This window comes from Kineococcus deserti (genome assembly GCF_050871945.1).
Lineage (GTDB): Bacteria > Actinomycetota > Actinomycetes > Actinomycetales > Kineococcaceae > Kineococcus.
Genome location: NZ_JBJLSI010000013.1, coordinates 1 through 17,941 on the forward strand (window position 1 = coordinate 1; position 17,941 = coordinate 17,941).

A 17,941-nucleotide genomic window follows, 5' to 3' on the forward strand; every position below is an offset into this window, starting at 1 on the left:
CCGCCACCGCCCCCCACCCCACGAGTGTGGGGGGGGGGCCCCCGGGGGGCGCGGGGCCCCCCCCCCGCCCGGCCGCGCCGCCGGGGGCCGCGCCCCCCCCCCCCCTGCGGTGTGCTCCCGGGTCAGCCCCGGGAACGGGTCACTTGAGCTCGACGGTGGCGCCGGCGCCCTCGAGCTGCGCCTTCGCCTTCTCGGCGGTCTCCTTGTTGACCTTCTCGAGGACGGGCTTGGGGGCGCCGTCGACGAGGTCCTTGGCCTCCTTGAGGCCGAGGGAGGTCAGCGCGCGGACCTCCTTGATGACGCCGATCTTCTTGTCACCGGCGGAGGCGAGGATGACGTCGAACTCGTCCTTCTCCTCCTCGGCCGGAGCGGCGGTCCCGCCACCGGCCGGGCCGGCAGCGACGGCCACGGGGGCGGCGGCGGTGACGTCGAAGACCTCTTCGAACTGCTTCACGAACTCGGAGAGCTCGATGAGGGTCAGTTCCTTGAACGCGTCGATGAGCTCTTCGGTGCTGAGCTTCGCCATGGTGGCGGTCCTTCCTGTGCTGGGGTGATCCGCAGGTGTGCGCCTGCGGGCGGGTGTGGTCGGTCTGGAGCTGCCCGATCAGGCAGCTTCGGAACCGGCCTGCTTCTCCCGCAACGCTTCCACGGTGCGGACGGTCTTCGACAGCGGCGCCTGGAACAGCGCGGCGGCCTTGGCCTGGGACGCCTTGAGGACGCCGGCGACCTTGGCCAGGAGCACCTCGCGGGACTCCAGATCGGCCAGGGCGGTGACGTCAGCGGCGCTGATCGCGCGGCCGTCGAGCATGCCGCTCTTGACGACCAGCTGGGGGTTGGTCCGGGCGAAGTCACGCAGGCCCTTGGCCGCCTCGACCGGGTCACCGGTGATGAAGGCGATCGCGGAGGGGCCGGACAGCTGCCCCTCGAAGGCCGTGACACCGGCCTCCTTCGCGGCGATGGTGGTCAGCGTGTTCTTCAGGACCGCGTAGGTCGTGTCAGGACCCAGCGCCGCACGCAGGTTGGTGATCTGCGCGACGGACAACCCCCGGTACTCGGTGAGCACCGCTGCGTTCGACTTCTGGAACAGAGCCGTGATCTCCTTCACGGCCGCGATGTTCCTGGGCTTCGGCACGTGTGCCCTCCTTCCTCGTCTCGGGGGAGGCCGGTCGGAGCCCGAACGCACGAAACGCCCCGGCGCAGGAGCGCGGGGCGTCGGAGGGCGGCCACGAGGCCACGATCGAAGCTTGCTCACCTGCGCAGGTCGCCCGCGGAACGGGACCTTCTGCCACTCCCCGGGGGGAACGGCGACCGGCGGTCTTCGGTACTCCTCAAGGGTACACGCCGTGACGGGGTGGTCGTGACGCGCGAGCGCGGCCGCTCACCGGCCGCGGGGAGGTGAGGAGGAGGCACGAGCCCGGGAACGCCGCAGGGCGGGACTCCACGAGGAGTCCCGCCCTGCGGGGTGGTTCAGGCCTGGATCAGGCGCTGGTGGCCTCGCCCGTCAGGTTGCGGGTGAGGGCCGGGTCGACCTGGATGCCGGGGCCCATCGTCGTGGCGATCGTCGCCTTCTTCAGGTAGCGACCCTTGGAGGACGACGGCTTCAGACGCAGCACCTCGTCGAGGGCGGCGGCGTAGTTCTCGACGAGCTGGGTGTCGTCGAAGGACGCCTTGCCGATGATGAAGTGCAGGTTGGCGTGCTTGTCGGTGCGGAACTCGATCTTCCCGCCCTTGATCTCCGTGACGGCCTTCGCGACGTCCATGGTCACGGTGCCGGTCTTCGGGTTCGGCATCAGGCCGCGGGGGCCCAGCACCTTGCCCAGACGACCGACCTTGCCCATGAGGTCGGGGGTCGCCACGGCGGCGTCGAAGTCGAGACGGCCCTTGGCCACCTCGTCGATGAGCTCGTCGCCACCGACGATGTCGGCGCCGGCGGCCTCGGCCTGCGCGGCGCGGTCACCGACGGCGAAGACCAGCACGCGGGCGGTCTTGCCGGTGCCGTGCGGCAGGTTGACGGTGCCGCGGACCATCTGGTCGGCCTTGCGGGGGTCGACACCGAGACGGAACGCGACCTCGACGGTGGCGTCGTACTTGGTGGTCGACGTCTCGCGGGCCAGCTTGACGGCGTCGAGGGGGGCGTACAGGGCGTCGCCGTCGATCTTCTCGGCTGCGGCGCGGTAGGCCTTGCTGCGCTTCACTTCTGCTCCTCTTCGATGGTTGAGGGTCGTGGTCGGACGGGCCGCGCGCGGCCCTGCCACTGGAACTGCCGGCTGACCGGGGTCAGTCGGAGACGGTGATGCCCATGGAGCGGGCGGTGCCGGCGATGATGCGCGCGGCCATGTCCACGTCCTTGGCGTTCAGGTCCTGCAGCTTCATCTCCGCGATCTCGCGGATCTGCGCCTGGGTCAGGTTCGCGACCTTGGTCGTGTGCGGGGTCCCGGAACCCTTCTCCACGCCCGCGGCCTTCTTGATGAGCTCGGCGGCCGGCGGGGTCTTGGTGATGAAGGTGAACGAGCGGTCCTCGTAGACCGTGATCTCGACCGGGATGACGTTGCCGCGCTGCGACTCGGTCTGCGCGTTGTACGCCTTGCAGAACTCCATGATGTTCACGCCGTGCTGACCGAGCGCGGGGCCGATCGGCGGGGCCGGGGTCGCCTGGCCGGCCTTGATCTGGAGCTTGATGAGCCCGGCGACCTTCTTCTTGGGGGGCATGAGCGATCCCTCTCCTCGTGGCGTGGTTCGGCCCTTCGGTGCCCGCGGATCGGGCGACGACGTGTTGAGGCCGTCGTCCAGTCTACGCGTTCTGCGGGTGTGCCCCGGATCGCGAAGGGCCGCGTGAACGCCGCGACCCCCTGGCCCGTTGCGGGGCAGGGGGTTGCGGGCGGTGCGGCGGCGTCAGATCTTGGCGACCTGGTTGAAGTTGAGCTCGACCGGGGTCTCGCGGCCGAAGATCGACACCAGGACGGTGAGCTTCTGCCGGTCCGGGGCGATCTCGGAGATCGTCGCCGGGAGGGTCTCGAAGGGGCCCTCCATGACGGTGACGGACTCGCCGACCTCGAAGTCCACGACCTTGGCCGGGGCCGCGGTGGCGGTGCCGCCGGCGGCGGCCTTCTCGCCGGCCTTGGCGGGCTTGGGCGTCAGCGCGGGGGCGAGCATGGAGAAGATCTCGTCCTGCGACAACGGGACCGGCTGGTGGGTGTTGCCCACGAAGCCCGTCACGCCCGGGGTGTGCCGCACGGCGCCCCACGACTCGTCGGTCAGGTCCATGCGGACGAGCACGTAGCCGGGGATGCGGACGCGGCGCACGTTCTTGCGCTGGCCGTTCTTGACCTCGACGACCTCTTCCATGGGCACCTCGACCTGGAAGATGTAGTCCTCCATGTTGAGGGAGGTCATGCGGGTCTCGAGGTTGGTCTTCACCCGGTTCTCGTACCCGGCGTAGGAGTGGATGACGAACCACTCACCGGGCAGGCGCCGCAGCTTCTTGCGGAACTCCTCGGCCTCGTCGACGTCACCCTCGCCGGAGTCGAGGTCCTCCTCGGAGGACTCCCCGGCGGTCTCGTCGAGCGCCTCGTCGGCGTCCGCGGCGGACTCGGAGTTCAGGTCGCCGGCCTCGTCACCCTCGGGCGCACCGAGGGCGTCGCCCACGGGCTCGGTCGGCGCCAGGGCGGCGTCGTCCTCGTCAGCGGCGTAGTCCGCGGCGGCGTCCTCGCGGACGTCCTCGGCGTCGTACGTCTGGGGCGAGGCGAACGCCTCCTCGGAGTCGTCGGCCGGCCGGTCGCCGCCGTACGAGGGACCCCACTGCTCCGACACGGTGCTGACCTGCTTCCTTCGGGATCGGGACTCGCGCGCACCAGGCTGGTGCGCACCGACGTTCGTCAGGACCCGAACACCAGCAGGACGAGCTTGCCGATGCCGTAGTCCAGCGCGGAGACGAAGAGCATCATCACCACGACGAAGACGAGCACGACGCCGGTGTAGCTCAGCAGGTCGTGGCGGCTGGGCCACACGACCTTGCGCAGTTCCTCGATGACCTGGCGCAGGAACAGCAGCAGGCCGGTCCGCCTCTTGGCCTCGCCGGGTTCCGCCATGGCCTTCGTCGTCTGGCTCACCTCGGGCTGCCCCGCTCCTGTCGATGCTCGCCTTCTCGGACGTGCTCCGGCAGGGCCGGAACACGGGTGCTGCTCGCAGGGCAGGAGGGACTCGAACCCACAACCGCCGGTTTTGGAGACCGGTGCGCTACCAATTGCGCCACTGCCCTGAGCGGATCGGAACACCCCTCACGAGGCGCACTCCACCACAGCGGTACGGGGACCGCCGCGACCACCATAGGTGACGGGAGCCCCCACCGTCGAACCAGTCCCCCGGTGACCGTGCGCGGGGGGTGGAAGGATGACCTCCGTGTCCGCGCAGACGACCTCCCAGACCGCCGCCCGCACCGAGGCCCGACGCCGGGTGTCCGCCCGCGTCGCGGGCATCGCCGAGTCCGCCACCCTCGCGGTGGACGCCAAGGCGAAGGCGCTCAAGGCCGCCGGCCGTCCGGTCATCGGGTTCGGCGCGGGCGAGCCGGACTTCCCCACCCCGCAGGCCATCGTCGAGGCGGCCGTCGCGGCCTGCACCGACCCGGCCAACCACCGCTACACGCCCGCCGGCGGGCTGCCCGCCCTCAAGGAGGCGATCGCGGCCAAGACGCTGCGCGACTCCGGCTACGAGGTGTCCCCGGGCCAGGTCCTGGTGACCAACGGTGGCAAGCAGGCCGTCTACGAGGCGTTCGCCGCGATCCTGGACCCGGGCGACGAGCTGCTGCTGCCGGCGCCGTACTGGACGACGTACCCCGAGGCCGCGCGGCTGGCCGGCGGCGTGAGCGTCGAGGTGTTCGCCGGGATCGAGCAGGGCTACAAGGTGACCGTCGACCAGCTCGAGGCGGCCCGCACCCCGCGCACGAAGGCGCTGCTGTTCAACTCCCCGTCCAACCCGACCGGGGCGGTCTACTCCCCCGAGGAGGTCCGGGCGATCGGGCGGTGGGCCCTGGAGCACGGCGTGTGGGTCGTCACCGACGAGATCTACGAGCACCTCGTCTACGACGGGGTCCGCGCCGCGTCGATGCCCGTGGAGGTGCCCGAGCTGGCCGACACCTGCATCGTGCTCAACGGCGTCGCGAAGACGTACGCGATGACGGGCTGGCGGGTGGGCTGGATGATCGCCCCGGCCGACGTGGTCGAGGGGGCGGGCAACCTGCAGTCGCACCTGTCGTCCAACGTCGCCAACGTGTCCCAGCGCGCCGCGGTGCAGGCGCTGACGGGCGACCTGAGCGCCGTGGCGCAGATGCGCGAGGCGTTCGACCGCCGCCGCCGCACGATGGTGCAGATGCTCGACGCGATCGACGGGGTGGACTGCCCCCTGCCGCAGGGGGCCTTCTACGCCTACCCGAGCGTCCAGGGCCTCATCGGCAAGACGTTGCGCGGCAAGGAGATCACCTCCTCGGCCGCGCTGGCCGAGATCATCCTCACCGAGGCCGAGGTGGCCGTGGTCCCCGGCGAGGCCTTCGGCCCCAGCGGGTTCCTGCGCTTGTCGTACGCGCTGGCCGACGCCGACCTCGTCGCCGGCGTGGAGCGGATCCAGACCCTGCTGGCCGAGGTGCGCTGAGCCGCACCGCCACCGGCACCACCCGCGCCGGGCGTCCGGTCCCCGACACTGTGCGGGTGCCGACACCCCGCGAGCGCTGGTCGAGGAGCGCCTCCCCCGGCAGGACGTCCTGGTGGGTGCGCAGCATCCCGGGCTGGCACGCCGCCTTCGCGCTGTTCGTGCTCATCGCGGCCGCGGTCCTGCTCCTCGGGGCGGAACCGCGGCCGTGGACCGCGGCCGGCGCCCTGGCCGTCGTCGTGGTGGCCTACGTCGCGCTCGGCTCGCGGGGGGCCCGGCACCGCGACCGGCGGGCGCGGGCCTACCTCGCCGTGATGGTCGCGGGGTTCGCGGTGGTCTTCGCGAGCGCCCCCTCGCTGGACTTCCTGCTGTTCATCGCCTTCCCGCAGACGTGGTTCCTCACCGACTCCCGGCGCGAGGGCGCGCTGTGGACGGTCGCGGTCGCGCTGGCCGGTCTGGCAGGCATGACGCTGGGCCACGGCCCGGACGTGGCCACGGTGGACATCGCGGTCTCGATGCTCGTCAGCGTCGGGTTCACCTGCGCACTGGGCTTCTGGATCTCGCAGGTCGTCGCGCAGAGCGAGGAACGCGCCGCGCTCATCGAGGCCCTGGAGGACACCCGCGCGGAACTCGTCGCGGCGCACCACGAGGCAGGGGTCACCGCCGAGCGGACCCGGCTGGCCGCGGACATCCACGACACCCTCGCGCAGGGTTTCACCGGCATCGTCCTGCTGGCCCAGACCGCCGCCGCGTCGGCGCAGGACGCCCCGACCCGCCGGCAGCTCGAACTCATCGAGGAGGCGGCCCGGGCGGGGCTGGCCGAGGCCCGGACGCTGGTCGCCGCGATGACGCCCGTGGGGCTGGAGGGGGCGACGACGCTGGGCGAGGCGCTGCGCCGGGTGGCCGGGCGGGTCTCGCGCGAGAGCGGGGTGGAGGTGACCGTCGTGACCGACGGGGCCGAGGAGCTGCCGCGGGCGCAGCAGGTCGTCCTGCTGCGCGCGGCCCAGGAGGCGCTGGGGAACGTGCGCAAGCACGCGGGGGCGCGCAGCGCGCAGGTCGTGCTGGCCACGGCCGACGGCACGGCGAGTCTGGAGGTCGTCGACGACGGGGTGGGCATCAGCGCCTCGGACGTCGCCGAGCCGCAGGGGTACGGGCTGGCGGGCATGCGCCGGCGGGTGGAGGAGGCGGGCGGGGTGTTCGAGGTGGCCGGCTCGCCCGGTGGCGGCACGCGGTTGCGCATCGCGGTGCCCGCACCCGCCGTCGCACGGGGCGAGGCCGAGGCGTGACGCGCGTCCTGGTGGTCGACGACCACCCCGTGGTGCGCGGCGGGCTCGAGGGCCTGCTGGCGGCCGCCGGGGACCTGGAGGTCGTCGGCAGCGCCGGGGACGGCCGGGAGGCGCTCGAGCTGGTGTCCCGGCTGCTGCCCGACGTGGTGCTGATGGACCTGCGGATGCCCGTCATGGACGGCGCGACGGCCACCGAGCGGATCCGCCGCGAGCACCCGGACGTGCACGTGCTCGTCCTGACGACCTACGAGACCGACGCCGACATCGTCCGGGCCGTCGAGGCCGGCGCGACGGGCTACCTGCTCAAGGACACTCCCCTGGTGCAGCTGGCCGACGCCGTGCGGGCCGCCGCCCGGGGGGAGACGGTGCTGGCTCCGCCCGTGGCCGCCCGGCTGATGGCCCGGCTGCGCGCCCCCGCGCAGGAGGGGCTGACGCCGCGCGAGCTCGAGGTGCTGGCGGCGGTGTCGCGGGGGTCGACGAACGCCGAGATCGGGCGGGAGCTGTTCATCGGCGAGGCCACCGTCAAGACCCACCTGCTGCGGGTGTTCGCCAAGCTGGGCGTCGACGACCGGACGCACGCCGTCACGGTGGCCATCCAGCGCGGCCTGCTCCCCCCACCCGCCTGACCCCGTGCGGGGAGCGTGGAACCTGGAGTGCTGGCAGACTGACGGAGCGTGACGCGCTCGCTCGAAGGGCTGCCGAAGGCCCACCTGCACCTGCACTTCACCGGGTCGATGCGGCCCAGCACGCTGCTCGAGCTCGCGCAGCAGCACCGGATCCGCCTGCCGGCCACCCTCAGCTCGCAGGCGATGATCACGCTGTCGGCGGACGAGCGGGGCTGGTTCCGCTTCCAGCGGCTCTACGACGCGGCCCGGGCCTGCGTCCGCACCCCCGGGGACATGCGTCGCATCGTCCTGGAGGCCGCGGCCGACGACGCCGCCGAGGGCTCGCGCTGGCTGGAGCTGCAGGTCGACCCGACCTCCTACGCCGTGCACGTCGGGGGCCTCACGCCGGCCCTGGAGATCGTCCTGCAGGCCGCACGGGACGCGACGGCGCTGACGGGCACCGCGGTCGCCGTCGTCGTGGCGGCCAGCCGGATCCGGCACCCGCTGGACGCCCGCACGCTGGCTCGGCTCGCGGCCCGGTACGCCGGCGAGGGGGCGGGCACGGTCGTCGGGTTCGGGCTGTCCAACGACGAACGCCGTGGCGACACGGCCGAGTTCGCCGCGGCCTTCGACATCGCCCGCGCCGCGGGACTGGCCTGCGTTCCGCACTCGGGTGAGCTGCTCGGGCCGGGGCACGTCGAGCAGACCCTGCGCACGCTGCACCCCGACCGGCTCGGGCACGGGGTGCGCAGCGGGGAGGACCCCCGGGTGCTGGACCGGCTGGTCCGGCACGGGGTCGCCCTGGAGGTCTGCCCGACGAGCAACGTCTCGCTCGGCGTCTACCCCGACCTGAACCGCGTCCCGTTGCGGCAGCTGGTGTCCGCCGGGGCCACGGTGGCGCTCGGCGCCGACGACCCGCTGCTGTTCGGGCCCCGGCTGACGGCCCAGTACCGCAGTGCGCGGGAGGACCACGGGTTCGACGACGAGGCGCTGGCCGCGCTGGCGAAGTCCTCCGTCAGCGCCTCGCGGGCGCCGGCGGCGACGAAGCGGGACCTGCACGCGGCGATCGACGACTGGCTGCTGTCCGACACCGCGGAACCGGCCGCGCAAGCCCTCGCGATGTGATTGACTCAATGAGCTGACTCATTGACCCCACCGGGAGGCGCCGTGTCCGGTCCCGTCGCCGCGGCCCTGCCGCTGTCCGTGTTCCTGCTCGCCGCGCTGGTCGTCGCCGTCGTGGTGATCGCCCGCCGGGTGCCCTCGCACGAGCTCACCGCGCCCGTCGCCCGGGCCCGTCGGCGCGGCACGGTGCTCGGTGCCCTCGCGCTCGCGGTGGCCGCAGCGCTCACGGTCGTCGGCACCTCGCTGCCGCAGACGAGCCTGCCGCGCACCCAGCTCGTCGCGGTGGCCCCGCTGGTGGCCGCGGCCGTCCACGCCGCCGTGCTCCTCGTCGGGGAGCTGAGCTGGCCCCGCCCCGCCCAGCGGGTCCGGTCCGCTCGCCTGGCGGTGCGCAGCGTGCGACACCAGGCGGCGCCCGGGGCGGGCGTGCTCTTCCTGGTCGCGGGCGCGCTGACCCTGGCGACCTGCGCGGCCGGGACGCTGCTCGCCGACGACTCCGGCCGGGCCGTCTCCTGGTCGGACGGGACCGCGTCGTCGTCCGCCGGCCCGTTCCCGGGTGCGTACTACGCGGGCCCGGTCGCGCTGGCGGCGGTCGTGGCCGTGGCGCTGACGTCGGCCGTCCTGCTGCGGGTGCCGCACCGGCCCGCCGTGCCCGGTGCGGACGCGGCGACCGACGGTGCCCTGCGCCGCGCGGCGGCCCACCGGGCGCTGCGGGGGTGCACGGCGGGGCTGCTGGGCACCACGGCGGCGATGCTGGTCCTCGGCGGTACCGCGGCCGGCCGCCTGGACGGCGAGGCGAGCCCGGCCCCGGGCTCGAGCCGCTCGTTCGGCCCCGGCCCGCTCTGGAACGCCGTCGCCGACGGGGTGACGATCGCGGGCGCGGTCCTGCTCCTGGCCGCCCTGGCCGTCCTGCTCGTCCCCGCGCGGGGGCCGGCCCGTGCCTGAGCTGAGGGTCGTCGTGGACACCCGCTCCGCCGTCCCCGCCTACGAGCAGCTGCGCGAGCAGATCACCACGCTGGTCACGACGGGCGCGCTGCGCGAGGGCGACCGGCTGCCGGCGGCGCGTTCCCTGGCGGCCGACCTCGGCCTCGCGGTCGGCACGGTGCAGCGGGCCTACCGCGAGCTCGAGACCGCCGGAACCGTCACGTCCCGCCGCCGGACGGGCACCGTCGTCGCCGCCCAGGTCACCGTGGAGGAGGACGTGCGGTGGGCGGCGGAGGGTTTCGTGGAGCGGGCCCTGAGCTCGGGACTGTCCCCGGACCAGGCCCTCGACGTGGTCCGGGCGGCGCTCGCCAGCAACGCCCGGACGGAACACCCCGCGAGCGCCCGCCCGGCGACGGGCCACCCCCCTGCCCGGCCGGGAGACGTCAGAGGATGGCGCCCACGATGACGGGTTCGTTGACGAGCCGGACGCCGAACTCGCGCTCCACCCCGTCGGCCACGGTGCGGGCCAGGGCCAGCAGGTCGGTCGCCCGGGCGTTCCCGCGGTTGGTCAGGGCCAGCGTGTGCTTGGTGGACAGCGCGGCCGGGCCGGGGGCGCCGAAGCCCTTGCCGAAACCGGCGCGGTCGATGAGCCAGGCCGCCGACGTCTTGACCCGCCCGTCCGCGGCGGGGAACCGGGGCGCGTCGGTGGGCAGCCGGTCGGCCTCGGCGGGGGTCAGCACCGGGTTGGTGAAGAACGATCCCGCGCTCCAGGTGTCGTGGTCGCTGCGGTCGGCCGGGTCCCAGACCATGCCCTTGCCCGCGCGCAGGGCCAGCACCGCCTCGCGCACGTCGCGGGAGGGCACCAGGGTGCCCAGCTCGACGCCCAGGGTGCGGGCCAGCTCGGGGTAGGTGACCTCGGAGGCCGCCTGCCGCAGCGGGAACTGGAACGTCACGTCGAGCACCACGTAGCGGCTCTCGGCGTGCCCTCCCGCGAGCGCGACCCGGGTCTGCTTGAGCAGCGAGGTGCGGTAGCCGAAGCGCAGTTCGGCGGCGACGAACGTCTTCTGCCGCCGTTCGACGCGGTCCCAGGTGCGGACCGTCTGGACCGTCTGGGCGACCTCCTGGCCGTAGGCGCCCACGTTCTGCACAGGGGTCGCACCGACGCTGCCGGGGATGCCGGACAGTGCCTCGACACCGGCCCAGCCGCGGGTGACGGCCGTCTCGACGAAGTCGTCGAACCGGTGCCCGGCGGCGACCGTGACGATCCCGCCGCCGCAGGCGTCCTCGGAGGGGACGTCGAAGCCCTGGGTGGCGACGTGGACGACGGTCCCGTCGAACCCCTCGTCGGCGACCAGCAGGTTGGAGCCGCCCGCCACCAGCAGCAGTGGTTCCCCGGCGGCGTCGGCCGCCGAGACGGCCTCGACCAGCTCGGCCTCGGTGGTGGCGCGCACCAGGCGGCGGGCCGGGCCGCCGACGCGCAGGGTGGTGAGTTCAGCCAGATCCGTCACGAGGACACCTTGCCTCGTCCGAGTTCGACCCCGGCGTGGTGGGGCTTGGCCGCGCCCGAGACGACCAGTGCCAGGGCGGACAGCACGGCGGCCGCGGTGACCGCGTCGCGCACCCCGACGTGGTCGGCGAGGAAGCCCAGCAGCGGCGGGCCGGCCAGGAACGCGGCGTACCCGACCGAGGACACCACGCTCACCCGCACGGCCGCGTTGACCTCCTCGTCGGCGGCCGCGGTCATCCCGACCGGGAAGCCGAGGGCGGCGCCGGCGCCCCACAGCGCCGCGCCGACGACGGCCAGCGGCACCGCCGGGGAGAACACGAAGACGAGGACACCGGCGACGGCGAGGGCGGCGCAGATCCGCAGCACCCGCACCCGCGGCATCCGGGCCAGGACGACCGGGCCCAGCAGCCGGCCCACGGTCATCGCGGTGACGAAGACGGCGAACCCGGCGACGCCGACCTCGTGGGAGACGTCGTACCCGTCGACCAGCCCGACGGCCAGCCAGTCGTTGGCCGTGCCCTCGACGAAGGCCATGCCCAGGACCATGACGCCGATGAGCAGCGTCCGCGGTTCGCGCCAGGCCTGCCCCAGCGTGATCCCGCTGCGCGTCTCGCCCCCGACCGGGGCCGCGTCAGGCAGGAAGGACCGGACGACGACGGCGGCGCCGACGAACGCCAGCACGGCCGTGGCGCCCAGCTGGACCCAGGTGGGCAGGTCCGCGGCCAGCAGCAGGACGCCGACACCGGCGGCCAGGACGGTGCCGAAGCTGTACCCGGCGTGGAAGCGGGACATGATCGCCCGGTCCAGCCGCCGCTCGACGACGGTCCCCTCGACGTTCATGGCGACGTCCCAGCTCGCCACCCCCACCCCCTGCAGGAACAGGCCGGCCGCCGCCAGCGGGACGCTGTGCAGCCCGTCGACGGCCAGGGCCACCACCGACATGCCGACGGCGGTGGTCGTGGCGCCGGCCATCACCGTGCGGGCCCGGCCGATGCGCAGCACGACGGCCCCGGCCAGCGGCATGGCCAGGACGGAGCCGACGGACAGCGCGAGCAGCAGCAGGCTCAGGCGGCCGGGGGTGAGGTCGAGGCCGTCGCGCACCGAGGGGATGCGCGAGACCCAGGAGGAGAAGGCGAACCCGTTGAGCACGAAGGCCGCGTAGACGGCCGTCCTCGCGCGCAGCGCCGCGGGTGAGGCGTGGCTCACCGGCGGCTCACCGGTCGGTCACGGAAGGCGGACGACCGCGCGGGCGCGGGTGAGGACCTTGGCGCCGCCGCTGGTGACGGTCAGGTCGACCTCGACGGTGCGGGCCTCGGCGTCGCGGGAGGCGACCGTGCCGCTCACGTCGACGACGGCGGGCGTGTCGGCGGCGACGACGACGGGAGCGGTGAACTTCGTGCCGTAGGACACGACGGCGCCCGGGTTCCCGGCCCAGTCGGCGACGACGGTGCCGGCCAGGCCCATGGTCAGCATCCCGTGGGCGATGACGTCCGGGAGGCCGACGGCCTTGGCGGTCGCCTCGTCGAGGTGGATGGGGTTGCGGTCGCCCGAGGCCTCGGCGTAGGCGCGCAGGTCCTCGCGGGACAGCTCGTAGTGCGCGGCCGGCAGCTCGTGGCCGACCTCGACGTCGTCGAAGTTCACGCGGCGTCCTCCGGGGCGCGCACGACGAGCATCGACGTGACCGTCGTCACCGGGGTGCCGTCGGCGAGGGTGAGTTCGGTGCGGGTGGTGACCATGGCGTTGCCGCGCACGACGCGGACGCGGTCGACGTGGACCTCCGCGGCGAGCTCGTCGCCGGCGACGATCGGGCGGTGGTGGACGAACTGCTCCTCGCCGTGCACCACCCGGGAGAAGTCGATGCCCGCGGCCGGGTCGGCGACGAACTGCGCCTCGGCGGTCTGGGCGAGCGTCACCGCGAACGTCGGCGGCGCGACGACGTCGGTGAAGCCGGCCGCGCGGGCCGCCTCGACGTCGTGGTGCACGGGGTGGACCGCCCGCACGGCCCGGGCGAAGGCCCGGACCGCGTCGGCGGTCACGCTGGTCGTCCCGGTGGCCGGGTAGACGCGTCCGGTGAAGGACTCGTCGACGCTGACGGTCGTCACAGCGGTGCGTGCTCCCGGATCGAGGAGAGGGTCAGCGGGTCTCGCGGTGCGTGGTCTTCTTGCCGCAACGCGGGCAGAACTTCGCCAGGTCGAGACGGTCGGGGTCGTTCCGACGGTTCTTCTTGGTGATGTAGTTCCGCTCCTTGCACTCGGTGCAAGCCATCGTGATCTTCGGGCGGACGTCGGTGGTCTTGGCCACGGCGGGTGCCTCTTCCTCAGTTTCGTGGGACTGCGGGCGGTGCAAGCGCCGCCGATCTCCCCCAAGGGTACGCGACGAGCGCGGTGCGCCCGAACGCGCGACGAGCGGCCACCCTGAGGGGGACCGCTCGGAACGAGTCGTGCGCTGTAGCGAGGGCCGGACTTGAACCGGCGACACAGCGATTATGAGCCGCTTGCTCTACCAACTGAGCTACCCCGCCGCGTCCGGCGGGAGCCGCCGGCTGCGAGCCCCGATCGAGGATTGAACTCGAGACCTCTTCCTTACCAAGGAAGTGCTCTACCACTGAGCTATCGGGGCGAAACCACTTGCTGTGCCGCGTGCACGGCCGGTGACGACCTTACACGCCGCGACCCGGTGCCGTGACCGGCACCGGGCCGCGACTCGCGACGTGGCGGGTGATGGATTCGAACCAACGTAGGCAATGCCGGCGGATTTACAATCCGCTCCCTTTGGCCGCTCGGGCAACCCGCCAGTGCCACCAGCGCGCTGGCGACAGTGAGACCATAGCAAGCCCGAGGCGGTGCTCGGAAACCGAGCACCCGCAGACGCCCGACGCACTCACCAGGAGGACCCCCGCGTGGCCAGCGACTCGTCGTTCGACGTCGTCAGCAAGGTGGACCGGCAGGAGGTCGACAACGCCCTCAACCAGGCGGCCAAGGAGATCTCGCAGCGCTACGACTTCAAGGGCGTCGGCGCCGACGTCCGCTGGAGCGGCGAGAGCATCGTCATGGTCGCCAACTCCGAGGACCGCGTGAACGCCGTCCTGGACGTCCTGCAGACCAAGCTCATCAAGCGCGGGGTCTCCCTGAAGGCCCTGGACACCTCCGAGCCGGCGCAGTCGGGCAAGGAGTACCGGATCACCGCCACGCTCAAGGAGGGCCTGGCCCAGGACGTCGCGAAGAAGATCGGCAAGATCATCCGCGACGAGGGCCCCAAGGGCGTCAAGACGCAGGTGACGGGCGAGGAGATGCGCGTCAGCTCCAAGAGCCGCGACGACCTGCAGGACGTCATCGCGCTGCTCAAGGGCGCCGACCTCGACGTCGCCCTGCAGTTCGTGAACTACCGCTGATCCCCCGGCAGAGCGCGTGAACCCCTTGCGCCGCAGAGCACTGCTGAGCCTGGCCCTGAGCGGTGGCGCGCTGGCCGCGTGCACCTCCTCCGAGCCCGAGCCGACGCCGACGACCTCGTCGGAGTCCCCCACCCCGACGCAGACGCCCACCGCCACGGGCACCCCGGACGCGAGCACGGACCCCTCGTTCGTGCCGGAGGGACTGGAGGCCTCCCAGCGGACCGAGTTCCGCTACGGCGACCACTACCGCCAGGTCAGCGACCTGTGGCTGCCGGCGGACGGGCACCGCGACGCGGTCGTCGTCCTCGTGCACGGCGGCGGCTGGGACGCCACGACCGACCGGCGCAACGTCAACGACCTCGTGGCCGCCCTGGTGGGTCAGGGGTGGCCGGTGCTGAGCGCCGACTACCGCGGCAACGGTGACGGCGGCGGGTGGACCGGCACGTTCACCGACACCGCCACGGCCGTCGACATGGCCGCCGAGGCGGCCGACCGGTACTCGCTGCCCACCGACCGGGTCTGCTTCGTCGGGCACTCCGCCGGCGGTCACCTGGCGATGTGGGCGGCCGCCCGGGGATCGCTGGGCGCCGGTGAGCCCGGTGCGGACCCGCGCGTCGTGCCGGCGTTCGCGGCCTCGATGTCCGGTGTGCTGCACCCGACCCCGCTCGGCTTCGGGGCGGACGTCAACGTGCAGACGCTGTTCGGCGGGACGCCCGACGAGGTGGGCGACCGCTACACGATCGGCGATCCGGTCCGCCGGGTGCCGTACGGGTTCCCGCTGTTCGTCTCGCACGGCACGGGCGACCTGACGGTCCCCCACTCCCAGTCCGAGGCGTTCGCCGGAGCGGCCACGGCCGCCGGGGACACCGTCGAGCTGCACCTGCTCGACGGCGTGTCCCACGAGGACCCGCTGGACCCCGGCGGGCAGTCGTTCCCGCTGTTCACGGCCTGGCTGGAGTCGAACCTCGGGTAGCGGGTCAGCGGCGGTAGCCGGCCAGGGACTCCAGGCGGGCGATCCGCTCGGCCATGGGCGGGTGGGTGGAGAACAGCTTCGCCACCCCCTGCCCGCGGAACGGGTTGGCGATCATCATGTGGCTGGAGTTGACCAGCTCGCGCTCGGGCGGCAGGGGCAGCTGCCGGGTGCCCAGCTCCAGCTTGCGCAGGGCCGAGGCCAGCGCCAGCGGGTCGCCGGTGAGCCTGGCGCCGTCCTCGTCCGCGTCGTACTCGCGGGTGCGGCTGATGGCCAGCTGGATGACCGTCGCGGCCAGCGGCGCCATGAGCGAGAGCAGCAGCATGGCCAGCGGGTTGGGCCGGTCCTCGTCGCGGCCGCCGCCGAGCATCGAGCCGAAGAACATCCCGAACTGGGCGATCGAGGTGATGACGCCCGCGAGGGCCCCGGCGACCGAGCTGGTGAGGATGTCCCGGTTGTAGACGTGCATGAGCTCGTGGCCCAGGACGCCGCGCAGCTCACGCTCGTCGAGCACCTGCAGGATGCCCTCGGTGCAGCAGACCGCCGCGTTCTCGGGGTTGCGGCCGGTGGCGAAGGCGTTGGGGGCCATGGTGGGCGAGACGTACAACCGCGGCATGGGCTGGTGGGCCCGCGTCGACAGCTCCCGCACGATCCGGTACATCCCGGGCTGCTCGGCCTCGGACACGGGACGGGCGCGCATGGCCTTCAGCGCGAGCGTCGCGGAGTTCCAGTAGCCGTAGGCCGAGGTGGCCAGGCCGATGACGACGAAGACGACGAGGATGACCGGCTGCCGGAAGGAGGCGGCCAGCAGGCCGCCGAGGACCAGCAGGACCGCCCAGATCGCACCGAAGAGCGCGGCGGTCTTCAGCCCGTTGTGGTGGCGGTGCATCCGGTCCTCTCCCCCTGCTGCAGAACCCTCTCGCAGCCAGCAACGTCTCCGGCGGCGCGGGCGTTCCGTCAGCGGGTCCCGTCGGCGCCGCGGTCCGGCGCCGCGGTCCGGCGCCGCGGTCCGGCGCCGCTCGACGCCGACGGGGCTGACGGCACGCGGGCAGGACAGGTCCGCGACGGTTGCGTCACGCGCATGAACTGTGAGTGACTTCGCTGGAGGCGTCGCGTGATCCGGCGCGTGGACGCGAGGACGGGGGTGGGCGGTGGGCGCCGGCACCGACCGCAGAGCCGGAACACCGCTGGCCGGGACGCTGCTCGGGCTCGCCAGCGCTCTGGCGGCCACCGACAGCGTCGAGGACGTGGCCCTGGCCGTGCGCGACGTCCTGCGCAAGGACCTGGACGCCACCTACACGGCGGTCTCGCTGATCGACGGGCCGTGGCTGGTGACCCCGGCCCTGGGTCAGCTCGACGACGACACCGAGCAGCGCTGGCTGCGCCTGCCGCTGGACGCGGACTCCCCCGCGCACCGGGTCTCGCGCTCGGGCCGCCCGCTGGTCTTCGAGGACCTGCACCGGCTGGTCGCGATGTTCCCGCAGACGCGCGACGACATGACGCGCAACGGGTTGCGCTCGGGTGTCGTGCTGCCGCTGCTCATCTCCGGCGGGTTCCGGATCGGGGCGCTGACCCTGGCCTGGGACCGGGACCGGGCCCTGACCGAGGACGAGGGCGTGCTCGTGACCGCCGTGGCCGACGCGACCGCGCAGGCGGCCCGCCGGGCGCAGCTGTACCGCGAGCGCCGGGACGTGGCGCACACGTTGCAGGCCGCGATGCTGCCCGAGCTGCCCGCCCTGCCCGGGTTGGAGGTGGCCAGCCGCTACCTGCCGTGGTCGACGACGGACGAGCAGGTCGGCGGTGACTGGTACGACGCCATCTCGCTGCCCGACGACGGCGTCCTGCTGGTGATCGGCGACGTCGCCGGGCACGACATCGAGGCCGCGGCCCGGATGGGCCGGGTGCGCTCGATGTTCCGGGCCCTGGCCGTGGACCACCCCGACGAGGACCCCGCGGCGCTGGTCAGCCGGCTCGACCACGTCCTGGACACCCTGGGTGATGCGACGCTGGCCACGATGGTCGTCGTGCGGCTGGACCCGCCGGGCTCGCCGCGGATGCTGCGCTGGACGACCGCCGGTCACCCACCGCCCCTGCTCGTCGACGCGACCGGCCGCAGCACCGTGCTCGCGGAGGAGCCGGACCTGCCCCTGGGGGTGGCCCCGCGCCGGGCCCGGCACGACCACCAGCGCGACTGGCCCACCGGTGGGACGCTGGTCCTCTACACCGACGGGCTGGTCGAGCGTCGCGGCCGCGACGTGGGGGACGGGATCCGGATCCTGCGCGCCGGGCTGGAGCGCACCCACGCCGGACCGCTGCAGACGGTGCTGGGGGAACTGGTCACCGAGCACGTCGCGAACAGCGAGGACGACTGCGCCGTCCTCGCCGTCCGGGAGTCGACGTCGCGGTCGGCAGCGGTCACGAGCGGTTGCGACCGGGGGCACACGCACGTCGCGGGGAGCCGGACGGTGCACCCGTCCTGACTCCCCGCGACAGCGCTGC

General features: G+C 73.6%; 21 protein-coding genes and 4 tRNA genes. 9 read left to right on the plus strand and 16 right to left on the minus strand.

Annotated elements, in window-relative coordinates; all coding sequences use genetic code 11:
• Positions 1 to 139: 139 nt before the first annotated feature.
• From rplL to ACRYR2_RS11965, 7 genes are all read right to left on the minus strand, one after another.
• Entirely contained in the window at positions 140 to 526 is a 387-nt protein-coding gene (rplL, locus tag ACRYR2_RS11935) for a 50S ribosomal protein L7/L12 (protein WP_432563087.1), read from the minus strand.
• 78 nt (positions 527 to 604) lie between these two features.
• Entirely contained in the window at positions 605 to 1,132 is a 528-nt protein-coding gene (rplJ, locus tag ACRYR2_RS11940; protein ID WP_432563088.1) for a 50S ribosomal protein L10, read from the minus strand.
• Positions 1,133 to 1,478: 346 nt separating this feature from the next.
• Positions 1,479 to 2,195, minus strand: coding sequence for a 50S ribosomal protein L1 (rplA, locus tag ACRYR2_RS11945; RefSeq protein WP_432563089.1), 717 nt, complete (start codon positions 2,193 to 2,195; stop codon positions 1,479 to 1,481).
• A gap of 82 nt (positions 2,196 to 2,277) precedes the next feature.
• A complete protein-coding gene (gene rplK, locus ACRYR2_RS11950) occupies positions 2,278 to 2,709 on the minus strand; it encodes a 50S ribosomal protein L11 (RefSeq protein WP_432563090.1) in 432 nt (143 codons plus the stop codon).
• Positions 2,710 to 2,892: 183 nt separating this feature from the next.
• Positions 2,893 to 3,810 (minus strand): transcription termination/antitermination protein NusG, encoded by a 918-nt coding sequence (gene nusG / locus ACRYR2_RS11955; protein WP_432563091.1) that lies wholly within the window; start codon positions 3,808 to 3,810, stop codon positions 2,893 to 2,895.
• A 65-nt stretch (positions 3,811 to 3,875) separates the two neighbouring features.
• Complete coding sequence (gene secE, locus ACRYR2_RS11960) at positions 3,876 to 4,109, minus strand: preprotein translocase subunit SecE (RefSeq protein ID WP_432563092.1); 234 nt, start codon at positions 4,107 to 4,109, stop codon at positions 3,876 to 3,878.
• Positions 4,110 to 4,185: 76 nt separating this feature from the next.
• Positions 4,186 to 4,258 (minus strand) — tRNA-Trp (locus ACRYR2_RS11965).
• A 131-nt stretch (positions 4,259 to 4,389) separates the two neighbouring features.
• On the opposite strand from ACRYR2_RS11965, the gene ACRYR2_RS11970 reads away from it, so the two are divergent.
• From ACRYR2_RS11970 to ACRYR2_RS11995, 6 genes are all read left to right on the plus strand, one after another.
• The gene (locus ACRYR2_RS11970) at positions 4,390 to 5,643 is read left to right on the plus strand and encodes a pyridoxal phosphate-dependent aminotransferase (protein WP_432563093.1); all 1,254 of its coding nucleotides are present in this window, start codon (positions 4,390 to 4,392) and stop codon (positions 5,641 to 5,643) included.
• 56 nt (positions 5,644 to 5,699) lie between these two features.
• The gene (locus ACRYR2_RS11975; protein ID WP_432563094.1) at positions 5,700 to 6,926 is read left to right on the plus strand and encodes a sensor histidine kinase; all 1,227 of its coding nucleotides are present in this window, start codon (positions 5,700 to 5,702) and stop codon (positions 6,924 to 6,926) included.
• Positions 6,923 to 7,552, plus strand: a complete 630-nt coding sequence (locus ACRYR2_RS11980) for a response regulator (RefSeq protein WP_432563095.1) — start codon at positions 6,923 to 6,925, stop codon at positions 7,550 to 7,552. The genes ACRYR2_RS11975 and ACRYR2_RS11980 overlap by 4 nt, the downstream gene beginning before the upstream one ends.
• 108 nt (positions 7,553 to 7,660) lie before the next feature.
• The gene (locus ACRYR2_RS11985) at positions 7,661 to 8,656 is read left to right on the plus strand and encodes an adenosine deaminase (protein WP_432563187.1); all 996 of its coding nucleotides are present in this window, start codon (positions 7,661 to 7,663) and stop codon (positions 8,654 to 8,656) included.
• 42 nt (positions 8,657 to 8,698) lie between these two features.
• Positions 8,699 to 9,595, plus strand: a complete 897-nt coding sequence (locus ACRYR2_RS11990; RefSeq protein ID WP_432563096.1) for a hypothetical protein — start codon at positions 8,699 to 8,701, stop codon at positions 9,593 to 9,595.
• On the plus strand, positions 9,588 to 10,040 hold the full coding sequence (locus tag ACRYR2_RS11995; RefSeq protein WP_432563097.1) for a GntR family transcriptional regulator: 453 nt from the start codon (positions 9,588 to 9,590) through the stop codon (positions 10,038 to 10,040). Before ACRYR2_RS11990 ends, ACRYR2_RS11995 begins: the two co-directional genes overlap by 8 nt.
• Here the strand turns inward: ACRYR2_RS11995 and ACRYR2_RS12000 are convergent.
• The 8 genes from ACRYR2_RS12000 to ACRYR2_RS12035 all read right to left on the minus strand — a co-directional run bounded on the left by ACRYR2_RS12000 (position 10,018) and on the right by ACRYR2_RS12035 (position 13,874).
• Positions 10,018 to 11,082, minus strand: a complete 1,065-nt coding sequence (locus ACRYR2_RS12000; protein WP_432563098.1) for a UDP-N-acetylmuramate dehydrogenase — start codon at positions 11,080 to 11,082, stop codon at positions 10,018 to 10,020. The genes ACRYR2_RS11995 and ACRYR2_RS12000 overlap by 23 nt on opposite strands.
• On the minus strand, positions 11,079 to 12,287 hold the full coding sequence (locus ACRYR2_RS12005) for an MFS transporter (protein WP_432563099.1): 1,209 nt from the start codon (positions 12,285 to 12,287) through the stop codon (positions 11,079 to 11,081). The genes ACRYR2_RS12000 and ACRYR2_RS12005 overlap by 4 nt, the downstream gene beginning before the upstream one ends.
• 18 nt (positions 12,288 to 12,305) lie before the next feature.
• Complete coding sequence (locus ACRYR2_RS12010) at positions 12,306 to 12,722, minus strand: MaoC/PaaZ C-terminal domain-containing protein (protein WP_432563100.1); 417 nt, start codon at positions 12,720 to 12,722, stop codon at positions 12,306 to 12,308.
• Positions 12,719 to 13,183, minus strand: a complete 465-nt coding sequence (locus ACRYR2_RS12015; RefSeq protein ID WP_432563101.1) for an FAS1-like dehydratase domain-containing protein — start codon at positions 13,181 to 13,183, stop codon at positions 12,719 to 12,721. The genes ACRYR2_RS12010 and ACRYR2_RS12015 overlap by 4 nt, the downstream gene beginning before the upstream one ends.
• 31 nt (positions 13,184 to 13,214) lie before the next feature.
• A complete protein-coding gene (gene rpmG / locus ACRYR2_RS12020; protein WP_012085006.1) occupies positions 13,215 to 13,382 on the minus strand; it encodes a 50S ribosomal protein L33 in 168 nt (55 codons plus the stop codon).
• 147 nt (positions 13,383 to 13,529) lie between these two features.
• Positions 13,530 to 13,602, minus strand: a tRNA-Met gene (locus ACRYR2_RS12025).
• Between the two features lie 26 nt (positions 13,603 to 13,628).
• Positions 13,629 to 13,700 (minus strand) — tRNA-Thr (locus ACRYR2_RS12030).
• 92 nt (positions 13,701 to 13,792) lie between these two features.
• A tRNA-Tyr gene (locus tag ACRYR2_RS12035) sits at positions 13,793 to 13,874 on the minus strand.
• A 106-nt stretch (positions 13,875 to 13,980) separates the two neighbouring features.
• Here ACRYR2_RS12035 and ACRYR2_RS12040 point away from each other — a divergent pair.
• Positions 13,981 to 14,472 carry a YajQ family cyclic di-GMP-binding protein gene (locus ACRYR2_RS12040; RefSeq protein ID WP_432563102.1) on the plus strand — a complete coding sequence of 164 codons (492 nt, stop codon included), beginning with the start codon at positions 13,981 to 13,983 and terminating at the stop codon, positions 14,470 to 14,472.
• Between the two features lie 16 nt (positions 14,473 to 14,488).
• On the plus strand, positions 14,489 to 15,445 hold the full coding sequence (locus ACRYR2_RS12045; protein ID WP_432563103.1) for an alpha/beta hydrolase family protein: 957 nt from the start codon (positions 14,489 to 14,491) through the stop codon (positions 15,443 to 15,445).
• Between the two features lie 4 nt (positions 15,446 to 15,449).
• Here the strand turns inward: ACRYR2_RS12045 and htpX are convergent, their stop codons facing one another.
• Positions 15,450 to 16,331 (minus strand): zinc metalloprotease HtpX, encoded by an 882-nt coding sequence (gene htpX / locus ACRYR2_RS12050; RefSeq protein WP_432563104.1) that lies wholly within the window; start codon positions 16,329 to 16,331, stop codon positions 15,450 to 15,452.
• Between the two features lie 262 nt (positions 16,332 to 16,593).
• Between htpX and ACRYR2_RS12055 the strand changes: the two genes are divergently transcribed.
• Positions 16,594 to 17,922: a PP2C family protein-serine/threonine phosphatase gene (locus tag ACRYR2_RS12055; RefSeq protein WP_432563105.1), complete on the plus strand. Its 1,329-nt coding sequence runs from the start codon at positions 16,594 to 16,596 to the stop codon at positions 17,920 to 17,922.
• Positions 17,923 to 17,941: the final 19 nt, after the last annotated feature.

Coding starts and splice junctions, on each gene's coding strand:
- rplL (WP_432563087.1), bottom strand. CDS start 526: ATGGCGAAGCTCAGCACCGAAGAGCTCATCGACGCGTTCAAGGAACTG.
- rplK (WP_432563090.1), bottom strand. CDS start 2,709: ATGCCCCCCAAGAAGAAGGTCGCCGGGCTCATCAAGCTCCAGATCAAG.
- ACRYR2_RS11970 (WP_432563093.1), top strand. CDS start 4,390: ATGACCTCCGTGTCCGCGCAGACGACCTCCCAGACCGCCGCCCGCACC.
- ACRYR2_RS11985 (WP_432563187.1), top strand. CDS start 7,661: ATGCGGCCCAGCACGCTGCTCGAGCTCGCGCAGCAGCACCGGATCCGC.
- htpX (WP_432563104.1), bottom strand. CDS start 16,331: ATGCACCGCCACCACAACGGGCTGAAGACCGCCGCGCTCTTCGGTGCG.